At 55.4% G+C, this 22597-nt stretch carries 22 protein-coding genes and 1 tRNA gene; 20 read left to right on the top strand and 3 right to left on the bottom strand.

The window, feature by feature from the left end:
• Positions 1–147: 147 nt before the first annotated feature.
• Positions 148–594, top strand: coding sequence for a hypothetical protein (locus B2U47_RS03475; RefSeq protein WP_296677853.1), 447 nt, complete (start codon positions 148–150; stop codon positions 592–594).
• On the opposite strand, the gene queF is transcribed toward B2U47_RS03475, so the two are convergent.
• On the bottom strand, positions 591–980 hold the full coding sequence (gene queF, locus B2U47_RS03470) for a preQ(1) synthase (protein WP_296677855.1): 390 nt from the start codon (positions 978–980) through the stop codon (positions 591–593). The two genes, B2U47_RS03475 and queF, sit on opposite strands and share 4 nt — an antisense overlap.
• 110 nt (positions 981–1090) lie before the next feature.
• Here queF and smc point away from each other — a divergent pair, with 110 nt between their 5' ends.
• On the top strand, positions 1091–4678 hold the full coding sequence (gene smc, locus B2U47_RS03465) for a chromosome segregation protein SMC (RefSeq protein ID WP_296677858.1): 3588 nt from the start codon (positions 1091–1093) through the stop codon (positions 4676–4678).
• Positions 4679–4704: 26 nt separating this feature from the next.
• The gene (locus B2U47_RS03460) at positions 4705–5406 is read left to right on the top strand and encodes a cell division protein ZipA C-terminal FtsZ-binding domain-containing protein (protein ID WP_296677860.1); all 702 of its coding nucleotides are present in this window, start codon (positions 4705–4707) and stop codon (positions 5404–5406) included.
• 1 nt (position 5407) lies between these two features.
• Here B2U47_RS03460 and B2U47_RS03455 read toward each other — a convergent pair whose 3' ends face one another.
• Positions 5408–7888 (bottom strand): sugar-binding protein, encoded by a 2481-nt coding sequence (locus B2U47_RS03455; protein WP_296677863.1) that lies wholly within the window; start codon positions 7886–7888, stop codon positions 5408–5410.
• A gap of 222 nt (positions 7889–8110) precedes the next feature.
• Here B2U47_RS03455 and murA point away from each other — a divergent pair, with 222 nt between their 5' ends.
• The 5 genes from murA (at position 8111) to B2U47_RS03430 (ending at position 12762) form a co-directional block, all read left to right on the top strand.
• Positions 8111–9370, top strand: a complete 1260-nt coding sequence (murA, locus tag B2U47_RS03450) for a UDP-N-acetylglucosamine 1-carboxyvinyltransferase (RefSeq protein WP_296683939.1) — start codon at positions 8111–8113, stop codon at positions 9368–9370.
• Positions 9371–9380: 10 nt separating this feature from the next.
• Positions 9381–10016 (top strand): ATP phosphoribosyltransferase, encoded by a 636-nt coding sequence (hisG, locus tag B2U47_RS03445; RefSeq protein ID WP_298683016.1) that lies wholly within the window; start codon positions 9381–9383, stop codon positions 10014–10016.
• Positions 10013–11071 carry a 3-deoxy-7-phosphoheptulonate synthase gene (locus tag B2U47_RS03440; protein WP_296683933.1) on the top strand — a complete coding sequence of 353 codons (1059 nt, stop codon included), beginning with the start codon at positions 10013–10015 and terminating at the stop codon, positions 11069–11071. The genes hisG and B2U47_RS03440 overlap by 4 nt, the downstream gene beginning before the upstream one ends.
• 127 nt (positions 11072–11198) lie before the next feature.
• Positions 11199–12500 (top strand): histidinol dehydrogenase, encoded by a 1302-nt coding sequence (hisD, locus tag B2U47_RS03435; RefSeq protein ID WP_296683930.1) that lies wholly within the window; start codon positions 11199–11201, stop codon positions 12498–12500.
• 175 nt (positions 12501–12675) lie between these two features.
• Positions 12676–12762, top strand: a tRNA-Leu gene (locus B2U47_RS03430).
• Positions 12763–12857: 95 nt separating this feature from the next.
• On the opposite strand, the gene B2U47_RS03425 is transcribed toward B2U47_RS03430, so the two are convergent.
• Positions 12858–13640: an NAD(+)--dinitrogen-reductase ADP-D-ribosyltransferase gene (locus B2U47_RS03425; protein WP_296681394.1), complete on the bottom strand. Its 783-nt coding sequence runs from the start codon at positions 13638–13640 to the stop codon at positions 12858–12860.
• Positions 13641–13820: 180 nt separating this feature from the next.
• Between B2U47_RS03425 and nifH the strand changes: the two genes are divergently transcribed.
• The 12 genes from nifH to B2U47_RS03365 all read left to right on the top strand — a co-directional run.
• The gene (gene nifH / locus B2U47_RS03420; protein WP_296681396.1) at positions 13821–14702 is read left to right on the top strand and encodes a nitrogenase iron protein; all 882 of its coding nucleotides are present in this window, start codon (positions 13821–13823) and stop codon (positions 14700–14702) included.
• Between the two features lie 109 nt (positions 14703–14811).
• Positions 14812–16290 (top strand): nitrogenase molybdenum-iron protein alpha chain, encoded by a 1479-nt coding sequence (gene nifD, locus B2U47_RS03415; RefSeq protein WP_296683928.1) that lies wholly within the window; start codon positions 14812–14814, stop codon positions 16288–16290.
• Between the two features lie 192 nt (positions 16291–16482).
• On the top strand, positions 16483–18054 hold the full coding sequence (gene nifK, locus B2U47_RS03410) for a nitrogenase molybdenum-iron protein subunit beta (RefSeq protein ID WP_296677915.1): 1572 nt from the start codon (positions 16483–16485) through the stop codon (positions 18052–18054).
• A gap of 128 nt (positions 18055–18182) precedes the next feature.
• Positions 18183–18395, top strand: coding sequence for a putative nitrogen fixation protein NifT (gene nifT, locus B2U47_RS03405; RefSeq protein ID WP_296677918.1), 213 nt, complete (start codon positions 18183–18185; stop codon positions 18393–18395).
• 29 nt (positions 18396–18424) lie between these two features.
• Positions 18425–18619 carry a 4Fe-4S binding protein gene (locus B2U47_RS03400; protein WP_093070874.1) on the top strand — a complete coding sequence of 65 codons (195 nt, stop codon included), beginning with the start codon at positions 18425–18427 and terminating at the stop codon, positions 18617–18619.
• Positions 18620–18752: 133 nt separating this feature from the next.
• Positions 18753–19226 carry a NifB/NifX family molybdenum-iron cluster-binding protein gene (locus B2U47_RS03395; protein WP_296677925.1) on the top strand — a complete coding sequence of 158 codons (474 nt, stop codon included), beginning with the start codon at positions 18753–18755 and terminating at the stop codon, positions 19224–19226.
• Complete coding sequence (locus tag B2U47_RS03390; RefSeq protein WP_296677928.1) at positions 19223–19495, top strand: DUF6129 family protein; 273 nt, start codon at positions 19223–19225, stop codon at positions 19493–19495. Before B2U47_RS03395 ends, B2U47_RS03390 begins: the two co-directional genes overlap by 4 nt.
• Positions 19496–19505: 10 nt before the next feature.
• Positions 19506–20243, top strand: a complete 738-nt coding sequence (locus B2U47_RS03385) for a 4Fe4S-binding leucine-rich repeat protein (protein ID WP_296677931.1) — start codon at positions 19506–19508, stop codon at positions 20241–20243.
• Complete coding sequence (locus tag B2U47_RS03380) at positions 20236–21192, top strand: hypothetical protein (RefSeq protein ID WP_296677934.1); 957 nt, start codon at positions 20236–20238, stop codon at positions 21190–21192. Before B2U47_RS03385 ends, B2U47_RS03380 begins: the two co-directional genes overlap by 8 nt.
• Positions 21189–21662 (top strand): tRNA (N6-threonylcarbamoyladenosine(37)-N6)-methyltransferase TrmO, encoded by a 474-nt coding sequence (gene tsaA / locus B2U47_RS03375; RefSeq protein ID WP_296677937.1) that lies wholly within the window; start codon positions 21189–21191, stop codon positions 21660–21662. The genes B2U47_RS03380 and tsaA overlap by 4 nt, the downstream gene beginning before the upstream one ends.
• Before the next feature lie 147 nt (positions 21663–21809).
• Positions 21810–22064, top strand: coding sequence for a DUF3144 domain-containing protein (locus B2U47_RS03370; protein WP_296677941.1), 255 nt, complete (start codon positions 21810–21812; stop codon positions 22062–22064).
• Positions 22057–22597, top strand: a 541-nt coding sequence (locus tag B2U47_RS03365; protein ID WP_296677944.1) for a flavodoxin, incomplete at its 3' end; no start/stop codon positions are given. The genes B2U47_RS03370 and B2U47_RS03365, both read left to right, overlap by 8 nt.

Here is a 22597-nt window from a genome sequence, read left to right as displayed (position 1 = left end):
TTATAATTACCGTTCGTGTATAGCCTGATTCAGGTGACATGTTCAACCGCTTGTTGTAAGCCCGCGCTTAGCCGGGTAGAGTATTAGGTAGTTTAGAGGGTTACGCGGCTGCAATAGCCGTTTTTAGGGAGTATGAAGTAGCAAAAGATGGCCAAGCAAATGTCATCGGGTAGTTTTGATATTTTTCTGGGCAGAGAAGAAGTGAGCGGCAGAATCAACATCTGTCTGTCTTTCGGCTCTGGTCTGTTTCGCAAACTGGGTTGGACTTCTGGCGATTGGCTAGAGTTTGATTTAAGTCGAGAAGGTTTTATCACTCTCCAGAAAATACCGGAACCTGAGCCGGAACAAACACCGTTTTATGCCCGCAAAATCAAATTATCAGGTAGTTTTTACAAGCTGTGTTTTTATTCACGTGCTTACCGTTTTCCCAAGTCAATAGAATTATCCAAGGACAAAGCATCATTTAATCTGAATACCCGTGCATTAACACTGGAAGTTCCCCCCGAGTACTGGCAAGCACCCGAGGAAGAGCCAGTCAGGGAAAAGTCTTCCCTGACGGTTGATGACATTGCTGCTGCCTTTAAAAAACTTTAAGGCAGTTCCACCTTTGGGGCGGGTTCCCAGCCTGATTTGCGGTGTTCGACTACTACTGTGGTGTAAATACCGCCACGCACATTCCACACTCCGGTCAGACGCATGAAGCGTGGCTGGGTGGCTGTCGCCAGATCTTCCAGAATCTTGTTGGTGACAGCTTCGTGGAATGCACCTTCCTCACGGTAACTCCACATGTAGAGCTTGAGGGATTTCAGCTCGACACACTTCTCATCGGCGATGTATTCGATCTTGAACTGGGCAAAATCTGGCTGCCCGGTTTTAGGGCAGATACAGGTGAATTCCGGCACATCAATGCGGATGGTGTAATCGCGTTGCGGGTTGGGGTTGGGGAAGGTTTCGAGTTCCTTGCTGGGGCGTGTGGACATGTTGGCTCCTTGTGACCCGATACACAGTCGGGCGGATGTTGAAAATGCGCTGGTTTTATATCATGCTCTCGCGTTTGTCCATTACTGCGCCCTGAATCAGGAAAAAGAAAGTGCGTCTGAGCAAAATCCGCATTGCCGGATTCAAAAGTTTCGTTGACCCGGTAACGCTGGAATTCCGCAACAATCTCACCGGTATCCTCGGCCCCAATGGTTGTGGCAAGTCCAACACCATTGACGCTGTGCGTTGGGTCATGGGCGAAACTTCCGCCAAAAACCTGCGCGGTTCCTCGATGGAAGATGTCATTTTCAACGGTTCCTCTTCACGCAAACCGGTAGGGTTGGCATCAGTGGAGCTGGTATTCGACAATTCTGATGGCAAGATCGGCGGTGAATATGCCCAATACGCCGAAATATCGGTCAAGCGCCAGGTTAGCCGTGATGGTGATTCCCGATATTTCCTCAACGGCTCCAAGTGCCGCCGCCGCGACATCACCGACATTTTCCTCGGTACAGGGTTAGGTCCACGCAGCTACGCCATCATCGAACAGGGCATGATCTCGCGCCTGATCGAAGCCAAGCCGGAAGAGTTGCGCAATACGCTGGAAGAAGCCGCCGGGATTTCCCGCTATAAGGAACGCCGCCGCGAAACCGAAACCCGCATGGCGCATACCCGTGAAAACCTCGAACGCCTCACCGACCTGCGCGAAGAGGTCGACAAGCAGCTCGAACGCCTCGACAAACAAGCCAAGGCTGCTCAGCGTTTCCGCGAATTGCGCGAGGAAGAACGCAAGCTCGAAGCCAGCGTGCTGCTACTGCAATGGCAAGCCCTCAAGACCGATGGTGAGCAACGTCTGCGTGACCTCAGCCAGCGTTCCAACGACTATCAGGCACAAATCGCCCGGTTACGTCATCTCGAAGCCATCATTGAGGAGTTTCGCAATCATTACACCGATGCCAACGAAACCCTGAACGCGGTGCAAGGCGAGTACTATCAGGCGGGTTCCGACATTGCCCGTATTGAGCAAAATATCCGCCATCAGCGTGACATCCAGCGTCGTCAGCAGGAAGCCTTGCGCAATGCCGAGCAAAGCCTCGAAGAAACCCTGCGCCACGCAGCCGAAGACCGTGAAAAGCTGCAACAAGCGGAACAGACCCTTGCTGACCTTGAACCGCGTGAAGACGAACTCAACGAACAGGTCAGTCTGACGGAAGAGCGCCTGTTTGCAGCCGAAGACCAGCTCAATGACTGGCAGGAACAATGGCACGCCATTCAGCAGCGTGTAGCCGAACCTACCCGGCAAGCGCAAGTCGAAAAAGCCCGCATGGAGCAGATCGAACGCCAATTGCAACAAACCACCCAGCGCCTGGAACGCTTGCAACAGGAAACCGCCAACCTTTCCACCAGCCGCTTTGTGGAAGACATTCAGCTCAGCGCAGCCCAACTGGAAGAAGCTAAGGCATCCCATGCTATTGCTGAACAACAGCTTGCCGATCTGTCTACCACGCTTGCCCAGCAGCAACAGGAACAGCGCGATACACAAGCCCAGCTCGACATGCAGCGTTCCCGCCGCCAGTCATTGCAAGGCCGCCTTGCCTCCCTCGAAACCCTGCAACAATCCGGGCTGGACAAGGCCAACAAAGCCCGCAGCCAATGGTTGCAAGCCAATGGGCTGGACAATCACCCGCGTCTTGCCGAACAGTTGCGGGTGGAAAGCGGCTGGGAAACGGCGGTGGAAACGGTATTGGGGGACGATCTGGATGCGGTGATGGTGAAGAACCCCTCACCCCTAGCCCCACACCCAGCCCCTTGCCGGGTCGTCCCTCAAAGGGAGAGGGGAACAGAGATATTTCCGAAGGCTGGAGTCACACTGCTGGCAACGGAGTCAAACACGCTTCCGCCCTCTCCCCTTGAGGGAGAGGGGCTGGGTGAGGGGAACACCGGGAAACCCGGTGCATCCACCCTCGCTAGCAAAGTCCGGTCGCCAGTATCAGTAACCAACCTGCTCACTAACATCCGCTGCGTCGACACGTTGGCAGAAGCCCTTGCCCAACGCCACACCCTTGCCCCCGGTGAATCCATCATTACCCGCGCTGGTCTGTGGCTTGGCTCCAACTGGCTACGCAGTCGCCGCCAGTCCGATGCCCACAGCGGCATCCTGCAACGTCAGCAGGAAATCGAGCATCTGCGCGAACAACTGGCAACACTGGAAGCCACCCTTGCCGACATGCAGGAACGCGCTGATAGCCTGCGCGATAGCATCCGTCATCTCGAACAGCAACGCCAGCAAGCCCAGGCCGAAACCAACCGCCTGCACCGTGCCGAATCCGAACAGCGCAGCCGCCTGCACACCCTGCAACAACGCATCGACCAACTGCATTCACGCCAGCAACAGGTTCAATCCGAACACGAAGAACTCGACACACAGCGGATGCAGCAGGAAGAAGATCTGCTGATTGCCACCGAAAACCGCAACGTAGCTTTGGAAATGCTGGAAGAAGCCCAGCATGAACGTGACCAGCTTGCTGCCACTCGCGAAGAACTCCAGCAGGCTGTAGCCGAAGCCCGTCGCGCCCAGCGCGACTGTCAGGACGAAATACACGATCTGCGTCTGGAACTCGAAACCAGTCGCCAGCAACGTGAGCATAGCCTGCGCCAACTCGAACGTATCAGCAGTCGCCTTGAGTTGCTGGAACAGCAACGTGATGCCCTGCTCGAACAAATCCACATGCAGGAAGACCCCGCAGCCGACCAGCAAGCTGAACTGGAAGACGCCCTGGAACGCCGCGCGGCTGTCGAATTGCGCCTGACCGAGGCTCGCCAGCATGTACAGGCACAGGAAAGTGCCATTCGTCAGCATGATCACGAGCGGATTCTGACCGAAAGGCAAGCCGAACAAACCCGCACGGACATGGAAACCCGCAAGCTGGAATGGCAAGCCATTCAGGTGCGTGAGCAAACCATTGCTGAACAATTTGCCAAAACCGAGTTTGATGCCGTGGCATTGCAAACAGAACTGGCAGGCAATGTTCCACTTGCAAGCCTGCAACAACAACTGGAAACCATTCAGCGCAGTATCCAGCGGTTGGGTGCTATTAACCTCGCGGCCATCGACGAATTCCATGAACAAAGCGAGCGCAAACAGTATCTCGACCAGCAAAATGACGATCTGGTAGCGGCACTGGAAACGCTGGAAACCGCTATCCGCAAGATCGACCGTGAAACCCGCGCCCGTTTCAAGGATACCTTCGATTTGGTCAATGGCCGCTTGCGTGACATGTTCCCACGCTTGTTCGGGGGCGGTGAATGCTATCTGGAAATGACGGGTGAGGACCTGCTGACTACAGGCGTGGCTATCATGGCTCGTCCGCCTGGCAAACGGATTTCCACCATCTACCTGATGTCAGGTGGTGAAAAAGCCCTGACCGCAGTAGCTTTGGTATTCGCCATTTTCGAGCTGAATCCAGCCCCTTTCTGTATGCTGGATGAGGTGGATGCCCCGCTTGACGAAGCCAACGTTGGGCGCTTCTGTGAACTGGTAAGACACATGTCAGAACGGGTACAATTCATTTTTATTACCCACAACAAAACAACCATGGAACTTGCTGACAACCTCATCGGCGTGACCATGCGTGAAGCGGGTGTTTCAAGGCTGGTAACGGTGGATGTGGCTGAAGCCGTCAAGCTGGCAAATGGATAAAATATTAAATGATTAAAGGACTGTAAATGGAACTGGTAAGCCTGATTATCATGGTTTTGGGGCTGGTTGCCTTGGTGGCAATCTATGTCATTAGCCGTATTTCCCGTCGTGACCTTCCACAGAAACGTGACGAAAGTGTGCCTGTGTTACGTGATGCAGACGGCAACGAGTTTTCATCTGTGCTGGATGATATGCCAGCCCGCGATGGCAAGCGTCCATCCCCTCATGCTCGTGCCATGTCGGATGTGATGATGTCAGGTGTGGCAGGAGCAAAACCCGTACCTGTTGAGACTGGCAATGCGACTCAAGTTGTCAGGGAAGCGGTTGTGTTGCCACCACAACTGGTGCTGTTTGTGGCGGCTGCGACGGAAGAGGGCTTTACCGGTGAAAACGTACTGACAGCACTGGATAATGCCGGTCTGGCTTTTGGTGACATGGATATTTTCCACCGTAGAGTTCTGACCGGGAACGGGGAAGCCAACCTGTTTGGGGTTGCCAATGGTGTGAAACCGTGGACGCTGGTTCCCGAGGAGCTGGTGGAGCAGTCTACTCCCGGTTTGTCCTTGATCCTGAATTTACCCAGCCCGATCAATGACAGCGATGCCATTCACGATTTTGTGCGTACTGCCGAGCGTCTGGCGACCGATCTGGACGGTATTCTGAAAGGTCAGGATCAGCAACCCGTTACCCAGGAAACACGGGACGGGTTGCTGGCCTTGGCAGCGTAAGTTATTCCCCCAGAATAACCTTGCCCATGATGGAAGGGTCGCGCCAAGCTTCATCTTGGCGTGCTTTCCAGGTCAGTTTGCCATCACGTCCGTCACCGTCATCATCATCACTGATATGTACATCCAACCCGATACGCATACCGGTGCGGGGCTGGATACGCAGCGCATCCCACGGCAGGGTCATTTCCACAACATAACCATTGCCGGAACGGGTGACATGACTATTCATCGGCATGGTTTCCGTTGCTGGCGAGTTTTTGCCAAGCGCAACCCGTCCATCCTTGCGGCTGATGATGAAGTGGAAATCATTTTGTCCGTCGTACTGGTTATGGGATGAGCCATCCGCATCCAGGTATACCTCGATGGCATCATCTTCCCAGGGTACGCGGGAGTCACTGGATTCATGGTCATCTTCCACACCAATGCGCAGGTACAGGTTGTTGGTGTCCCAACTGCCTTGCCACAAAGCGGCGAGGTCACTCTTGCCGTCGATTTGCCCATTGACTACGGTACGCAATTGGTAAGTGGATGCACCTTGCCAGACATTACCAGCATCGCGGATACGGCGGATCACGGCATTGCCGCCCATCACGTACTGTTCGTTGGGGGCGTTTTGCATCGAAACCAGAATACGGCTGTATTGTGGTGCGGCTTCCTGCGCAGGTGCTGAGGCTTGTGATTCTGCTTCTGGCGTCATGTTGCCCATCGGAAAGGGTGGGGCTTCGCCATAGACAGATTCGTGTTGCGGGGCAGTTGCATCCAGCGGTTCAGACTGGCTTTTCATGGCTTCCAGGGTGGTGGCAGGTTTGGTATGGCGTACCAGTGTATTGCCGGAACAGCCGCTCCACCAGCAAGGGTTGTTGCGTGAAAAGCCCAGTAATGCCTGATGCTTGGGAGCTTGTGATTCGGCCTGGGTAATAAATTCCTTGGTACCAAAACTGCCGTATTTGCGGTAAATGCGTGGCGAGCTGAAATGCACAAACAGTTTGCCACCCGCCTGTTTCCAGCCTTGCAGCAATTGCTGGTAAATGGCTGCCATCTGTGGGTGGCGGTTGGCCTGATAGAACAGGGTGTTGGGATGCTGGTCATCGGATTTGGTATGCATGTCGACCAGATGTTGCCCGCCTTCGTAGGCCAGTAAGTCCAGCCCGAAACTGGTGGTCACTTCCGCTTGCTTGCGAATCAGGTTGATTTCATTCGGTAATGAATGCGGGTATTTGGGGTTGGTCATGATGTTGAATACATCGTTGACGCTGCGTGCCTGACGCAGGGCATTGAGGTCGCCGTAAACATACGGGGCTACCGCGTAGGCATCGGTAAAACGGTAAGCACCTTCAAACGACAGGATGGTCTTGGTCATTTGCGTACTGCCAATCAGGCCGGACATGACCCGTACCAGCCGTTTGTCACCACCAAACACGCTTTCCCACACCCGGAACACTTCCACCGAACGCTTGGAATAATATTTGTAGGCAGCTTGGTTGGGGTCAGTATCCAGCCCCATTGCCAGACCACGCTGTTTGACGAAAGCGTGCTGGGTGAAGATGCCGTTCCAGGCTTCATTGGTGTATTCCACATACACTTTCAGGGTCGGGTCGAGATGAGCTTGCACGTATTCGGCAAAACGACGGATGAAATCATCACTGGCTGCATGGGGCAGGGAAAACCACGGGTCAGCGTGCAGGCGGTTGGCGAGTTCCACCATCACTTCCATCGGTGCGCCCCGGATACCTTCCACGCCACCCCATGTGGCTTGATCAATACTGGCACGGTCTTCCCATGCATACACCGGATTGCGGGTGATACCGCTCATGTTCATGAAACGGATAACACGAAAATCCTTCATGTAGTTGAGGTAATCCGGGTTGAAAATGATCTTGTCGGAGTTTTCCTCAAATGACAGAAAGTCACCCCGGCATTGCCCAGGATTGGGCACGCGCTGGAACGGGTTGCTGGAACAAATGCCACCGGGCGGTAGGATGCGGATATTGCGAATCGGGTTTGCCGGGTTGGTGGCTTTGATGAATAGGGTAGCGTTCAGTTCGTTGTCCTGACCCGGTTCAAGGATGATCACGTCACGTCCGGGGCGATGATCACGCAATTTGGCATCATTACCGTATTCCAGCACGCCTTCACCTTCGTACAGCACGGTGTAAGGGCCGGGCGGAATGGTGCCTGCGGGCAGTTTGCTGACAAAGCGCGTAGCTGCCTGACCTCCGGCAGAAATGCGGGTAGGCCAGCCGTAACGGTCGTACTGGATGTCGCCTTTGTTCAACTGGCGAGCTTCCCGGAAGGGCAGGGACATTTTCATCAGGTCGATGAAGGGTGCACTGGAATCATCGTCCATGATTTCGTTGGTGTTGGTTCCCAATGGCGAATTACTGTTGTAAAACGCACTGGCGGAATGGGTTGCTGCCAAGCCCAGCAGCAGAATGAAAGACGCAAGCAAGCGACTTCCCCCGAAGCATCGTACTTTTGTCATGATTAACTAGACCCCAGTTTATGTGTTGTCAGGCCAGCCGCGCCCCCGCACGTATCAGCCTGTTCCCCAATGTAAGCTAACAATTAGAAGGTGATCGTCTTGATTTAGTTCCTCACATGCGCAGCTTTGCAGGAAAGTTTGCGCTATGCGGTGAATCCACCAACAATTTTCGCTATTATTCCTTCCTTTTGCTGACAAGCGACTGAATCGGGTCTTAATAAAATGCAAAAGCTCATCATTGAGGGCGGTGTTGTCCTCGACGGAGAAGTGGAAATCTCCGGTGCCAAGAATGCTGTCCTGCCCCTGCTGGCAGCTACCCTGCTGGCAGAAACGCCCATGACCATCCGCAATGTGCCACGTCTCAAGGATGTGTCCACCCTGGCGGAAGTGATCCGGGGCATGGGGGTAACGGTTGAGATCGACGAACACAACAACGTCCATACCGACACTGCCACTATCCAGCATTTCTGCGCACCGTATGATCTGGTTCGCACCATGCGGGCTTCCATTTTGGTTCTCGGCCCGATGGTGGCGCGTTACGGTGAAGCGGAAGTGTCCCTGCCCGGTGGTTGTGCCATTGGCACACGCCCCGTCAATATCCACCTTTCCGGGCTGGAAGCAATGGGTGCGAAAATTGTGGTCGAGGAAGGTTATATCCGCGCCAAAGCCAATCGCCTCAAAGGTGCACGCATTGTCATGGATATTGTGACCGTTACCGGCACGGAAAATCTGCTGATGGCCGCTGTACTGGCGGAAGGCACGACCGTACTGGAAAATGCGGCGCGTGAACCCGAAGTGGTGGATCTTGCCAACTGCCTGATTGCGATGGGTGCGAACATCAAGGGTGCTGGCACGGACAAGATCATTATCGAAGGTGTGAGCAGCCTCAAGGGCGTGGACTATTCAGTACTGCCTGACCGAATTGAAACCGGTACGTTCCTTGCCGCTGCCGCCATTACTGGCGGGCGGGTCAGGACATTGAAAGCCGCGCCTGATACACTCGATGCTGTGCTGCACAAATTCACCGAAGCCGGTGCGTTGGTTACGAGTGGGGCTGACTGGATTGAAGTCGACATGCGCGACCGCACATTGAAAGCCGTTGACCTCCGCACTGATCCTTACCCCGCCTTCCCGACCGACATGCAGGCGCAGTTCATGGCGATGAATGCGGTATCACGCGGGATCGGTGTGATTGTCGAAACCATTTTCGAAAACCGCATGATGCACGTCGCCGAATTGATGCGTTTGGGGGCGAATATCCGGCTGGAAGGCAATACCGCGATTGTCGCCGGAATGCCCTACCTGAAAGGTGCGCCAGTCATGGCTACCGACCTGCGGGCTTCCGCCTCATTGGTACTGGCAGGGCTGGCGGCGCAAGGCAAAACCACCGTCGACCGCATTTACCACACCGACCGTGGTTATGAAAAAATTGAACAAAAGCTATCTAGGCTGGGCGCAAAAATCCAGCGGGTGAATGGCTGACATGAAAGACATACTGACGATTGCGCTTTCCAAGGGGCGCATTTTCAAGGATACCGCGCCGCTGCTGAAAGCAGCCGACATTGAGCCGCTGGAAGACCCGGAAACCAGCCGTAAGCTGATCATTGACACCAACCGTGACAATGTGAAACTGCTGGTGATCCGCGCCACTGACGTGCCGACTTACGTGCAACACGGGGCAGCAGATTTGGGCGTGGTCGGCAAGGATGTGCTGATGGAACACGGCGGGCAGGACGTTTACGAACTGCTCGACCTGCAAATTGCCCGCTGCAAGCTGATGGTAGCGGGTTTCCCTGACCGCCCGCTGCCGGAAGCGGGTTTGAAGGTGGCGACTAAGTTCGTCAACTGCACCCGCCACTATTTCGCCCAGCAAGGCCGTCAGGTGGATGTGATCAAATTATATGGCTCGATGGAACTTGCCCCACTGGTCGGTCTGGCTGACTGCATCGTGGACGTGGTTGACACCGGCAATACCTTACGCGCCAACGGGCTTGCACCACTGGAACACATGGCGGACATTACTTCCCGCCTGATTGTCAACAAGGCGTCCATGAAACTGAAACACGCCCCCATCCGCGACCTGCTCGCCCATATCCAGGCTGCGGTTGAACAAAGGAACAACGCATGAAATACCAGACCGATGATTTACGCATTATTGGGATGCACGAGTTGACTCCGCCGGTGGAACTGCATCGTGAATACCCACTGTCGGAAATCGCCACCGAAACCGTGTACAACGCCCGCCAGGAAGCCCATGACATCCTGCATGGCAAGGATGACCGCCTGCTAGTGGTGACTGGCCCTTGCTCGATCCATGACGTGGATGCGGCGCTGGAATATGCTGCCCGTCTGCAACATTACCGCCACGCGCTGAAAGACCAATTGCACATCATCATGCGCGTTTACTTTGAAAAGCCACGCACAACAGTGGGTTGGAAAGGGCTGATCAATGACCCGGATCTGGACAACAGTTTCCACATCAACAAGGGTTTGCGCATGGCTCGCAAGCTGCTGCTGGATCTGAACAATCAGGGGATGCCTGCGGCGACCGAATACCTCGACCTGATCAGCCCGCAATACGTGGCGGATCTGGTAAGCTGGGCAGCAATTGGCGCACGTACCACCGAAAGTCAGGGGCATCGTGAACTGGCATCCGGCGTTTCTTGCCCGATCGGCTTCAAGAACGGCACGTATGGCAACCTGAACATTGCGGTGGATGCGATTGGTGCATCTTCCCGCCCGCATCACTTCCTGTCCGTCACCAAGGAAGGTCGTACCGCCATCTTTGCCACCAAAGGTAATGAAGACTGCCATGTCATCCTGCGCGGCGGGCAAGAGCCGAACTATGACGCTGCCAGTGTTGCCGCTGCGGTGGCTGCGCTGGAAAAGGCCAAGCTGTCACCGTACCTGATGGTCGATTTCAGCCATGCCAACAGCTACAAGGATTACCGCCGCCAGCCGGAAGTGGCTAGCAATGTCGCCGGGCAGATTGCCGCTGGCAACAGGGCCATTGCAGGGGTGATGATCGAAAGCCATCTGGTGGAAGGCAACCAGAAAGCCGATGGCAAACAGCGCGAAGAACTCGTGTACGGTCAGAGTATTACCGATGCCTGCATCAACTGGGATACCACGGTGCAAGTGCTGGAGCAACTGGCGGAAGCCGTTGAAAAACGTAGGGGTTAACACCCCTCACCCCCTAGCCCCCTCTCCCTCAAAGGGCGAGGGGGAACAAGATAAATTTTCCTCATCTTAGCCCCTCTCCCCCTGAGGGAGAGGGGTTGGGGTGAGGGGTAAATGACGGAATATCGTTATGCTCAATATCAGACAATTAAACACCAAAGACGCCAGTTTCTGGCAACAAATGCAGGATCTGCTGGCCTGGGAAAGCGTTTCCGATGATGCCGTGTTCAACACTGTCAACGGCATCCTCAAGGACGTGCGCAGCCGTGGTGATGCGGCAGTGGTCGAATACACCAACCGTTTCGACCGCATGAATGCAGGCAGCATGTCGGAACTGGAAATCCCGCTGGAACGTTTGCAGGCAGCCCTCAACAACATCACCCCGGCACAACGTGATGCCTTGCAACTGTCCGCCGACCGCATCAAGGCATATGCCGAGCGCCAGAAAATGGACTCGTGGAGCTACACCGAAGCCGATGGCACGCTGCTGGGTCAGCAGGTGACAGCGTTGGATCGGGTGGGGCTGTACGTGCCCGGCGGCAAGGCGGCTTACCCGTCTTCAGTACTGATGAACGCCGTGCCTGCCAAGGTTGCCGGTGTACCGGAATTGATCATGGTCGTGCCAACCCCCGGTGGTGAAGTGAATGAGTTGGTGCTGGCAGCGGCAGCCATTTCCAATGTTGACCGTGTGTTTGCCATTGGTGGTGCGCAGGCAGTTGCAGCGCTGGCTTACGGCACGCAAACCGTCCCGCAAGTGGACAAGGTGGTAGGGCCGGGCAATATCTATGTCGCCACCGCCAAGCGCATGGTGTATGGCGCAGTCGGCATCGACATGATCGCCGGACCTTCCGAAATCCTGGTGGTGTGCGACGGCAAGACCAACCCGGACTGGATTGCGATGGATCTGTTCTCGCAAGCCGAACACGACGAAGACGCCCAATCCATCCTGGTATGCCCGGATGCCGATTTCGTCGCGCAAGTCAAAGCCAGCATCGACCGGCTGGTGGAAGAAATGCCACGTAAGGACATCATCCGCACCTCACTGGAAGCACGTGGTGCGCTGATCGTGGCGCAGGATATGGACGAAGCGGTGAAAGTGGCGAACTACATCGCGCCAGAGCATCTGGAATTGTCAGTGGAAAATCCGCGTGAGCTGGTCAAGCAAATTCGCCACGCCGGGGCAATTTTCATGGGGCGCTATACGGCGGAAGCACTGGGCGACTACTGCGCAGGGCCAAACCACGTATTGCCAACCTCACGCACGGCACGCTTCTCCAGCCCGCTGGGGGTTTATGACTTCCAGAAACGTTCTTCGCTGATTGATTGCTCGGCAGAAGGTGCGTCGGAACTGGGTAAAGTTGCTTCCACGTTGGCACGCGGCGAAGGGCTGATTGCCCATGCACGCTCAGCGGAGTACCGGATCAAGGCATGATGCCACGCCCCCCTGCAAGTTGGGGGACTGATGTTTGCGTGAATGCAGGATAACCGGTTCACGCAGATTTCTGGTTAGGCTGCCTTTTATAACGTGCAAGATGGCTTATTTTACTTGTACGTATCGCCTGCAAATGGTAAAAAGCTCGACCTGCATAACATAAAAGCCAGACCCTGCCCGGATGGCGAAATTGGTAGACGCAAGGGACTTAAAATCCCTCGGTGGAAACACCGTGCCGGTTCGACCCCGGCTCCGGGCACCATTTTTTTTCAATGACTTATACGGTTTTCGTACATTCGCTGTCGGTGGCTTTATGAGAGTAAATGGAGGTGCTGGTTAAAGACCCATCCCAAACGATCACTCCATAAAAGCCAAATGGGTAATCTTCACCTCATACATTCCCCCCACCACTAAAAACTCCCCTTCCCCCCTTAACAACTTCGGCAACAAATCGTAATAGGCCAGCACCTTCACCAGCGGAACGTGCGCCTCAATAATGTAATCGCCAAACTCATCCGCCCGCTCGCGGCTATGGGTAAAGGAGCTGACATTGTTCAGCAGTACCACTGCCCGTTTCCCCTCACGTTGGAGGATGCGGTACTCATCCAGTGCATTCACCCCGCGATACAAGGTCAGGTGCGATTGTTGGGAATGCGACAACGCCAGTTCGTACTGACAATAGGTATAAACAAGGTCGAGCTGGCTTTCCAGCGCATTCGTCCCGTACAGCCCCTTGCAACGGTCAAACGCGAAGTTGCCCTGATGGTATTGCACTGCTAGCCCAAAGCGCGATTCCACCCAGCCTTTCAGCACCGCACCCTCACGCCCGCTGGAATCAAAGCCCCAGCCGCGCAGCACCCGCAAGTAATTGGCATTGGCACGTTTCTGCGGCTTGCCTGGCTCCAGCCCTGCTTCTTCCAGTGTTTCCAGGCAGAAATGTACCGTCATGTAGTCGATGAAACGCTGCGCCCGTGCCGCAGTATCCGGCAAGCCTTGCAGGTGTTTGAACAGGGAACGATGCAGGACTTCTACCCCGTCCAGCTTCAGGGGCGCGGGGTGGAACTGGAACGGCAAGCTGCCAAGGATGCTGGCAGGCAGGTTACAACGGTTGAACGGCAGGAAAGCACTGTCCTTACCCATACAAATTGTATCGGTATTGTCGGGAACACGACTTGAACCAGACTGTGCCATTTTACCGCCGAGAAAATATTACTGCTTTAAAATCAGTGTCTTGAAAATAAAATGCCGCCTTGGCACGCAGCTTGCAAAGAGTTCATCGTCACAAATCACTCTGATCCATTAACACAAGGAGACCAAGATATGGCACTGCGTCAATGTGCAATCTACGGTAAAGGCGGCATCGGCAAGTCTACCACAACCCAAAATCTGGTGGCAGGTCTGGCTGAAGCGGGCAAGAAAGTCATGATCGTGGGCTGCGACCCTAAAGCAGATTCCACCCGTCTGATCCTCCATGCGAAAGCCCAGAACTCCATCATGCAGATGGCGGCTGAAGCCGGTTCTGTGGAAGACCTCGAACTCGAAGACGTGCTCAAGGTCGGCTACAAGGACATCAAATGCGTTGAGTCCGGCGGCCCTGAGCCAGGTGTAGGCTGTGCAGGCCGTGGCGTTATCACCGCCATCAACTTCCTGGAAGAAGAAGGCGCGTATGAAGAAGACCTCGACTTCGTATTCTACGACGTACTCGGTGACGTTGTATGTGGCGGCTTCGCCATGCCTATCCGCGAAAACAAGGCGCAAGAAATCTACATCGTTTGCTCCGGCGAAATGATGGCGATGTACGCAGCGAACAACATTGCCAAGGGTATCGTGAAATACGCCAACTCCGGCGGCGTGCGTCTGGCTGGCCTGATCTGCAATTCCCGTAATACTGCGCGTGAAGACGAGCTGATCATGGAACTGGCTCGCCAGCTCGGCACGCAGATGATCCACTTCGTACCGCGTGACAACGTAGTACAACGTGCAGAAATCCGCCGTATGACCGTTATTGAGTACGAGCCAACCGCGAAACAGGCTGATGAATACCGTGCACTGGCACAGAAAATCATCAATAACAAAATGTTCGTGATCCCAACCCCGATCACCATGGACGCTTTGGAAGACCTGTTGATGCAATTCGGCCTGATGGACGAAGAAGACGAATCCATCGTCGGTAAGACGGCTGCTGAAGAAGCCTCTGCTTAATTCCGAACCGGGTATGTAGGGTGGGTGGAGCATCAGCGATACCCACCATCTTTCCCCATCCTTCCCTCACCCGTCCACAGATTAGTGGCGGTGACCCAGGAGATACGACATGACGAACCTGACCAAAGAAGAAACCCAGGCCCTCATCGCCGAGGTACTGGAAATCTACCCCGAAAAGGCCAAAAAAGACCGCGCCAAGCATTTGACCGTCAACGACCAGAGCGTTGAACAGTCCAAGAAGTGCATCACCTCCAACCGCAAATCCCTGCCGGGCGTGATGACCATCCGTGGTTGCGCTTACGCCGGTTCCAAAGGCGTGGTGTGGGGCCCGATCAAGGACATGATCCACATTTCCCACGGCCCGGTCGGTTGCGGACAATATTCCCGCGCTGGTCGCCGTAACTATTACGTTGGTACGACCGGTATCAACACCTTCGGCACGATGAACTTCACTTCCGACTTCCAGGAAAAAGACATCGTATTCGGCGGCGACAAAAAGCTGGCGAAACTGATTGGTGAAATCGAAACCTTGTTCCCGCTGGCCAAAGGCATTTCCGTGCAATCCGAATGCCCGATTGGTCTGATCGGTGACGACATCGAAGCCGTTTCCAAGAAAGCCTCCAAGGAACTCAACAAGCCGGTTGTACCCGTGCGTTGCGAAGGTTTCCGGGGCGTTTCCCAGTCCCTGGGTCACCACATTGCCAATGACGCAGTACGTGACTGGGTATTGAGCAACCGTGACGGCGACAACAGCTTCCAGACCACCCCGTATGACGTTTCCATCATTGGCGACTACAACATCGGTGGTGACGCCTGGTCTTCCCGTACCCTGCTGGAAGAAATGGGTCTGCGCGTGGTAGCCCAGTGGTCAGGTGACGGCACGTTGGCGGAAATGGAACTGACCCCGAAAGTGAAGCTGAACCTGCTGCACTGCTACCGTTCCATGAACTACATCAGCCGCCACATGGAAGAGAAGTATGGTATTCCCTGGGTTGAATACAACTTCTTTGGCCCGACCAAGATCGCCGAATCCCTGCGCAAGATTGCCAGTTACTTCGACGACACCATCAAGGCCGGGGCTGAGCGCGTGATTGAGCGTTACAAAGCCGAATACGAAGCTGTGATTGCCAAGTACAAGCCACGTCTGCAAGGCAAGCGCGTCATGCTGTACATCGGCGGTCTGCGCCCACGCCACGTCATCGGTGCGTATGAAGATTTGGGTATGGAAGTGGTCGGTACGGGTTATGAATTTGCCCATAACGACGACTACGACCGCACCATCAAGGAAATGGGCAACGCCACCCTGATCTATGACGACGTGACCGGCTACGAGTTCGAGGAATTCGTCAAGAAGATCAAGCCTGACCTGATCGGTTCAGGGATCAAGGAAAAGTACATCTTCCAGAAAATGGGTATCCCGTTCCGCCAGATGCACTCTTGGGATTATTCCGGCCCTTATCACGGCTATGACGGCTTCGCCATCTTTGCCCGTGACATGGACATGACGCTGAACAACCCTTGCTGGGGCAAGATGAAAGCGCCGTGGATCAAGGACGAAGCTGCACCAGCGATTGCTGCTGCTGCGTAATGAAGAGTACCCCTCACCCCCTAGCCCCCGCACCCAGCCGCCTTCGGCGTCGTCCCTCAAGGGGAGAGGGGGAACAAGAAACCTCTTAGCCCCTCTCCCCTTGAGGGAGAGGGGTTGGGGTGAGGGGTATGACCCAGATTGTAAATTGACTACCCGTAGTCCGCAGATTAGCGGCGCGGGAGGAGAAAAGACATGAGCCAAGCTGTTGAAAACATCCAACCCAGCTACCCTTTGTTCCGTAATGACGAGTACAAAGCCAACCTGAAAAACAAACAGGATAACTACGAAGAGCGTCACCCGGCGGACAAAATTCAGGAAACTTTCCTGTGGTCAACCACCAAGGAATATCAGGATCTGAACTTTGCGCGTGAAGCCCTGACCGTCAACCCGGCGAAAGCCTGCCAGCCGTTAGGCGCGGTGCTGTGTTCCCTGGGGTTCAAGAATACCCTGCCGTATGTCCACGGTTCACAAGGTTGCGTGGCGTATTTCCGCACCTACTTCAACCGCCATTTCAAAGAGCCGATTTCGTGCGTATCTGACTCCATGACCGAAGACGCAGCGGTGTTCGGTGGCCAAAAGAACATGTTCGACGGGCTGGAAAACGCCAAGGCGATGTACAAGCCGGACATGATCGCGGTTTCCACCACCTGTATGGCGGAAGTTATCGGTGACGACCTGAATGCGTTCATCAATAACACCAAGAAGGAAGGGCATATCCCGCAGGAATACCCCGTGCCGTTCGCCCATACCCCCAGCTTCGTCGGTTCGCACACCACCGGTTGGGACAATATGTTTGAAGGCATTGCCCGCTACTTCACCCTCAACCACATGGAAGGCAAGGAAGTTGGCAGCAACGGCAAGCTCAATATCGTACCCGGTTTTGAGACTTACCTCGGCAACTTCCGCGTTATCAAGCGCATGATGTCCGACATGGGTGTTGACCTGACCCTGTTGTCTGACCCGACTGAAGTGCTGGATACCCCGGCTGACGGCAAGTTCCGCATGTACTCCGGCGGCACTACGATGGAAGAGGTGAAAGACGCACCGAATGCGTATGACACCCTGTTGCTGCAACCCTGGCAGTTGGAAAAGACCAAGAAGTTTGTACAAAACACCTGGAAACACGAAGTTGCCAAAATCAACATTCCGATGGGTCTGGAGTGGACTGACGAATTCCTGATGAAGGTTGCCGAAATCACTGGCAAGGCTATCCCCGAATCCCTGCTGCTGGAACGCGGGCGTTATGTGGATATGCTGACCGACTCCCACGCCTGGCTGCACGGCAAGAAATTCGGCCTCTACGGCGATGCCGACTTCGTGCTGGGTATGACCAAGTTCCTGCTGGAAGTGGGGGCAGAGCCGATCCACATCCTCTGCAACCACGCCAACAAGCGTTGGAAGAAAGAAGTGGAAAAACTGCTGGCGTCTTCCCCTTACGGCGCGAACAGTGAAGTCCACATCGGCAAGGATTTGTGGCACTTCCGTTCACTGATGTTCACCAACAAGCCAGACTTCATGATCGGCAACAGCTATGGCAAGTTCATCCAGCGTGACACGCTGCATAAAGGCAAAGAGTTCGAGGTTCCGTTGATCCGTATCGGTTTCCCGATCTTCGACCGCCACCATATGCACCGTGACACTACCCTGGGTTACGAGGGTGCGATGTACATGCTGCGCACTTTGACTAACGCAGTGCTGGAGCGTCTGGACGAGGAAACTCGCGGCATGGGGACGACGGATTATAACTACGATTTGGTTCGTTAAGATCCCCTCACCCCTAGCCCCTCTCCCTCAAGGGGAGAGGGGAACAAGAAACTTTTATCCTCTTTTCTTAGCCCCTCTCCCCTTGAGGGAGAGGGGTTGGGGTGAGGGGTTTCTTAAAGGAGCTTCCTATGCCCAACGTAATGATCCGACGCAAGCCCGATGGCAAGCTGCAATTTTATGTCGCCAAGCAGGACATGGAAGAGACAGTGGCAACCATCGAGAAGGATACTGCCGAAGAATGGGGTGGTGCGATTGAGTTGACCGATGGCTCGAAATGGTACATCGACCCGATCAGCCCCCCACCTGTCTTTCCGACCACGCTGCGTTTCAAGCGCGGCTGAATGCTGAACCCAGTGAAAGGAGAATAGTCATGGCACTGAAAATCAACCGCGACCTCTGCACCTCTTGTGGTGATTGCGAACCCGTTTGCCCAACCAAATCCATCAAGCCGTTCAAAGGCACTTACAAGATCGTTGAAGACACCTGCACCGAGTGCGAAGGCGAACACGACGAGCCACAGTGCCTGAAAGTGTGTTTGGAAGATGGCTGTATTGAATACGTTTAATTAACCAAAGAACCCCTCACCCCAACCCCTCTCCCTCAGGGGGAGAGGGGCTAAGAAAATAACCTCTCTTGCTCCCCCTCGCCCCTTGAGGGAGAGGGGGCTGGGGGGTGAGGGGTTCTCTTAGGAGCCGATCATGAGCGACATCCCGACTCCCCAACCCTATACCGACGGCGAGATGCCGGACTCCATCCGCGTGGCGTGCGCCTCCAACAGCGGCGAGCTGCTCAACGGGCATTTTGGTTCTTGCGAACGCTTTCTGGTCTATCAGGTGTCGCAAACCGAATACCGCCTGATTGATGTGCGTGAAGTGGGTGACGACGAAGCCGAAGAAGACAAGAATGCCTACCGCGCCAGCCTGATCCTTGATTGCCAGGTGCTATTCATCGCTTCGGTGGGTGGCCCCGCTGCTGCCAAGATCGTCAAGAAAGGTATCCACCCGATCAAGCAACCCACGGTCGTCCCTACCAGCGAATTGCTGGTCAAGCTGCAAACCGCGCTGCAATCCCCGCCGCCCTGGCTGGGCAAAGTGATGGGCAAGGATGCCGAAACCCGCGCCCGTTTCAGCAGCGACGACGATGACGACGAACTGCTTGAGGCTGAAGGATGATGACCCCGGAACAGCTTGCCAGTGTGGTGGAACAGGTCGAACAACGCGGCTTGGCTGACAGCAATCTGACTGACCTGCGGGCGCATTTCCCGGAACTGCATTTCACCTGGTGCATGGATGACGACGTGTGTGGCCCGCAACCTGCCGCACAGGGCAAGGGTTTCAATGTGTATCTGGTCGACAGCAGCAACCACTGCCTGTGTTTCACCCCCAGTCTGGAAGCCGCCAGCGGCGTGGTCATCGCCGAATTGGGGGAGGACAATGACTGAAGCGCCGCCCATGGATCTGATAACCCCGACCGCCGATTGCAGCCAGTGTCCGCATCGGACTGACCGGCTGAGCAACGGGCGTTGCCAGCCCGGCGACCGCTGCGTGAAAGCCATGAGCGGGCGGCAAATTGAACGCTTTTTCCGTGAAAACCCTGATCTGGCGCAGGACTATGCAGGCGATGAATTCTGGGAACGGCGGGCGATTGCGGCGCGTTACCTTTCCCAGCAACGCCTGCTGGAAATGGTCGATGACCCGGACGAAGTGGTGCGGCGGGTGCTGGCTTACCGCCTGCCGGTGGAAGAACTACACCGCCTGATTGACGACAATGACCGCGAAGTACGGATCACCGTCGCCGATCGCCTGCCGCCGGAGCAACTGGAACGGCTGGCTAACGACAACGACTATCTGGTACGCAAATACGTGGCGCGGCGGATGCCCGCAGGTCGCCTGTTCCGCATGATCTGCGACAATGACCGCGAAGTGCGCATGACGGTAACAAGACGCTTGCCGATCGAGAGCCTCGGCTTGCTGCTGAACGACAGCGAGCCGGAAATCCGCCGCATTGTCGCCGAACGTATCCAGCCGGAAGCCTTGAGTGCCTTGCTCCACGACCCCGACTGGGGCGTGCGGGTCAAGGTCGCGGAACGCGCTACCCGTGGGATGCTGGAAGTACTGGTTTATGACACTGACCCCGATGTGAAGGAAGTCGCCCGTCAGCGGCTTCGGGAGACGGATACCCATGACTGAATTCGACTGGCAAGCCAAAAAACTCGCCGCCCTGTGCCCGGAACTGAGCGTCGGTGCAACCCATGCTGAACTGCTGCACAACATCAATACCCTGTTCGCACCGCTCAACCTCAGCTTTGACAAGGTGCTGGAACGCGGCGGCTGGCATCATCTGGGTGGCGTGGTCGACATTGATATGCGCCCTGTTGCTAAAAACTTGCGTATCTGGGCAGAAACCGAATCCGGCGGTGAGATTGAAACCCTGCTGGACAAGTGTTCGGAGCAAATCCTGTTTGCCACCAAAATCAGCGGCACGACCCTGTATTTCACCGCATCGACCGGCGACAAGCCGCAGGATTTTATCCAGCTTGAGGTGGAAGTGTTGCAGGAAGTGCTGGATCGCCCGCTTTCCGACCCCGATTTCCTGCCAGATAACGTGGAAGAGTTTCTTGATCCGGTTGACTACCCACGCCTCGAACCCGAACCCGTGGGCAAGCCGCATTACCGTTTCCGCCGCTTGCAGGCGATGGCGGAAGTATTTGCCGACCAGAATTTCCATAGCCGCCATGTACTGAACCTGCTGCGCTTTATGCAGGACTGGCAGAACAGTAGCGCGGGGCATAACGATGCCATTTTCTGCCAGCATTGGGTAATGGTCTTGCAGGCGTATCAGGGTAGCGACAAGGCGGAACATTACAATATCAAACCGACCGCAACGTTTACCGACAAGGTGGCGGATTTCGCGGAAAACCACGGTTTGCAGGGGGCTGAGATGGCAAAAGCCCTGCACAGTTTTGACCGCAAGGTGGGGTATCCGTTTGCCTGGTATTTCCTCATGTTGAACCGCAAGGGCGTGCCGACCACGGTGGCGGAGGCGGTGCTGCGTGACCAGATGGAGGCTTATGCGTATTTGCCAGCGCGGGATTTGAAGATTTTGCGTGAGTGGGAACAGCGGTCTTATAGCGTATGAAGCAACCCCTCATCCTGCAACCCATTGGCATCATCCGCACGCCGTTTGTGGATAAGCCGGATGCGCCGGTGCAGGGGCAATATGCCCAAGGTGCGGAAGGTTCGGTGGTAGTGGATGCCGAATTTGCTGAGGGTTTGCAGGATGTGGTGGGGTTTTCGCACCTGATTTTGTTGTACCAGTTTCATCGGGCGGGCGCGGTGCAACTGGTGCGCACGCCGTTTCTGGATGATGTGCCGCGTGGCTTGTTTGCGATCCGGCATCCGGCGCGGCCTAATCCGTTGGGGCTGACAGTGGTGGAGTTGCTGGCGGTGGAAGGCAATGTGCTGACCGTGCGCGGGGTGGATATGCTGGATGGTTCGCCGCTGCTCGACATCAAGCCGTATGTGAAACGCTTCGATTGTTTTCCGCAGGCAAGCGAGGGCTGGTTGGCGGACAAGGGCGAGCGGGCGAAGCCGGAAGGGTTGGAGTAAGAAACCCCTCACCCCAACCCCTCTCCCTCAAGGGGAGAGGGGCTAAGAGATAATCTTTGCTCACTCTCGCCCCTTGAGGGACGACGCCAAAGGCGGCTGGGTGCGGGGGCTGGGGGGTGAGGGGTTCTTTAATCAAGGAGATTGACCATGCAAGAACTGGATTTTCACGAGGTCGCCGATGAATTCGTCAATCTGGCGAATAAGTTGAGCGCGGAATGGGCACCGAATTTCCTCAGTGCAGCGATCCTGTACGCAGCGGCGCGTTACAACGCTTTCCACTTCATGGAAACGCTGGGTGACGAGGATAAAGAGGCGGCGGCAATCGCCTATTACACCGAGCAGTACCGCAAGATGTTGCAGGAAAACCTGCACGAGCTGCGGCATGGGGTTGCGCATGAATAAGATCGGCATCTTTTTTGGCACGAATTCCGGCACAACGCGGCTGATGGCGAAAAAGATGGCGAAGCTGCTGGGCGATGTCGCTGCCAAGCCGCTCAATATCAACCGCACCACTGCCGAAGAATTGTTGCAATACGATGCGCTGATTCTGGGGACTGCCACTTACGGCATCGACCAGCTTCCGGGTAAAAGCACCGATATTCAGGATGGCAGTTGGGAAGATTTCATGCCGCAACTGGCAGGCAAGGACTTGTCCGGCAAGGTGATTGCGCTGTACGGGTTGGGCGATCAGGAGAAATACCCCGACCGCTTTGCGCATTCGCTGATTCATTTGTACCGCTGGGGCGTGGCGGGTGGCGCGGATGTGGTTGGGCAGTGGTCTACTGAGGGTTATACCTTCAAGCAATCGCCTGCGGTGGTGGATGGGCAGTTTGTCGGGCTGGTGCTGGATCAGCAGTCACAGAGCTTGCTGACCGAGGCGCGGTTGAGTGCCTGGATTGAGGCGATTAAACCCATCTCCTTATACACAAGTCAGC

Source organism: Thiothrix sp. UBA5583 (genome assembly GCA_002425225.1).
Lineage (GTDB): Bacteria > Pseudomonadota > Gammaproteobacteria > Thiotrichales > Thiotrichaceae > Thiothrix > Thiothrix moscowensis.
This window is presented reverse-complemented; position numbering and strand designations above follow the sequence as displayed.

Excerpts from the sequence above, each read along its gene's own strand:
- B2U47_RS03475 (WP_296677853.1), top strand. The coding sequence starts at position 148 with ATGGCCAAGCAAATGTCATCGGGTAGTTTTGATATTTTTCTGGGCAGA.
- queF (WP_296677855.1), bottom strand. The coding sequence starts at position 980 with ATGTCCACACGCCCCAGCAAGGAACTCGAAACCTTCCCCAACCCCAAC.
- B2U47_RS03460 (WP_296677860.1), top strand. The coding sequence starts at position 4,705 with ATGGAACTGGTAAGCCTGATTATCATGGTTTTGGGGCTGGTTGCCTTG.
- B2U47_RS03455 (WP_296677863.1), bottom strand. The coding sequence starts at position 7,888 with ATGACAAAAGTACGATGCTTCGGGGGAAGTCGCTTGCTTGCGTCTTTC.
- murA (WP_296683939.1), top strand. The coding sequence starts at position 8,111 with ATGCAAAAGCTCATCATTGAGGGCGGTGTTGTCCTCGACGGAGAAGTG.
- B2U47_RS03440 (WP_296683933.1), top strand. The coding sequence starts at position 10,013 with ATGAAATACCAGACCGATGATTTACGCATTATTGGGATGCACGAGTTG.
- hisD (WP_296683930.1), top strand. The coding sequence starts at position 11,199 with ATGCTCAATATCAGACAATTAAACACCAAAGACGCCAGTTTCTGGCAA.
- B2U47_RS03425 (WP_296681394.1), bottom strand. The coding sequence starts at position 13,640 with ATGGGTAAGGACAGTGCTTTCCTGCCGTTCAACCGTTGTAACCTGCCT.
- nifH (WP_296681396.1), top strand. The coding sequence starts at position 13,821 with ATGGCACTGCGTCAATGTGCAATCTACGGTAAAGGCGGCATCGGCAAG.
- nifD (WP_296683928.1), top strand. The coding sequence starts at position 14,812 with ATGACGAACCTGACCAAAGAAGAAACCCAGGCCCTCATCGCCGAGGTA.
- nifK (WP_296677915.1), top strand. The coding sequence starts at position 16,483 with ATGAGCCAAGCTGTTGAAAACATCCAACCCAGCTACCCTTTGTTCCGT.
- nifT (WP_296677918.1), top strand. The coding sequence starts at position 18,183 with ATGCCCAACGTAATGATCCGACGCAAGCCCGATGGCAAGCTGCAATTT.
- B2U47_RS03400 (WP_093070874.1), top strand. The coding sequence starts at position 18,425 with ATGGCACTGAAAATCAACCGCGACCTCTGCACCTCTTGTGGTGATTGC.
- B2U47_RS03395 (WP_296677925.1), top strand. The coding sequence starts at position 18,753 with ATGAGCGACATCCCGACTCCCCAACCCTATACCGACGGCGAGATGCCG.
- B2U47_RS03390 (WP_296677928.1), top strand. The coding sequence starts at position 19,223 with ATGATGACCCCGGAACAGCTTGCCAGTGTGGTGGAACAGGTCGAACAA.
- B2U47_RS03385 (WP_296677931.1), top strand. The coding sequence starts at position 19,506 with ATGGATCTGATAACCCCGACCGCCGATTGCAGCCAGTGTCCGCATCGG.
- B2U47_RS03380 (WP_296677934.1), top strand. The coding sequence starts at position 20,236 with ATGACTGAATTCGACTGGCAAGCCAAAAAACTCGCCGCCCTGTGCCCG.
- tsaA (WP_296677937.1), top strand. The coding sequence starts at position 21,189 with ATGAAGCAACCCCTCATCCTGCAACCCATTGGCATCATCCGCACGCCG.
- B2U47_RS03370 (WP_296677941.1), top strand. The coding sequence starts at position 21,810 with ATGCAAGAACTGGATTTTCACGAGGTCGCCGATGAATTCGTCAATCTG.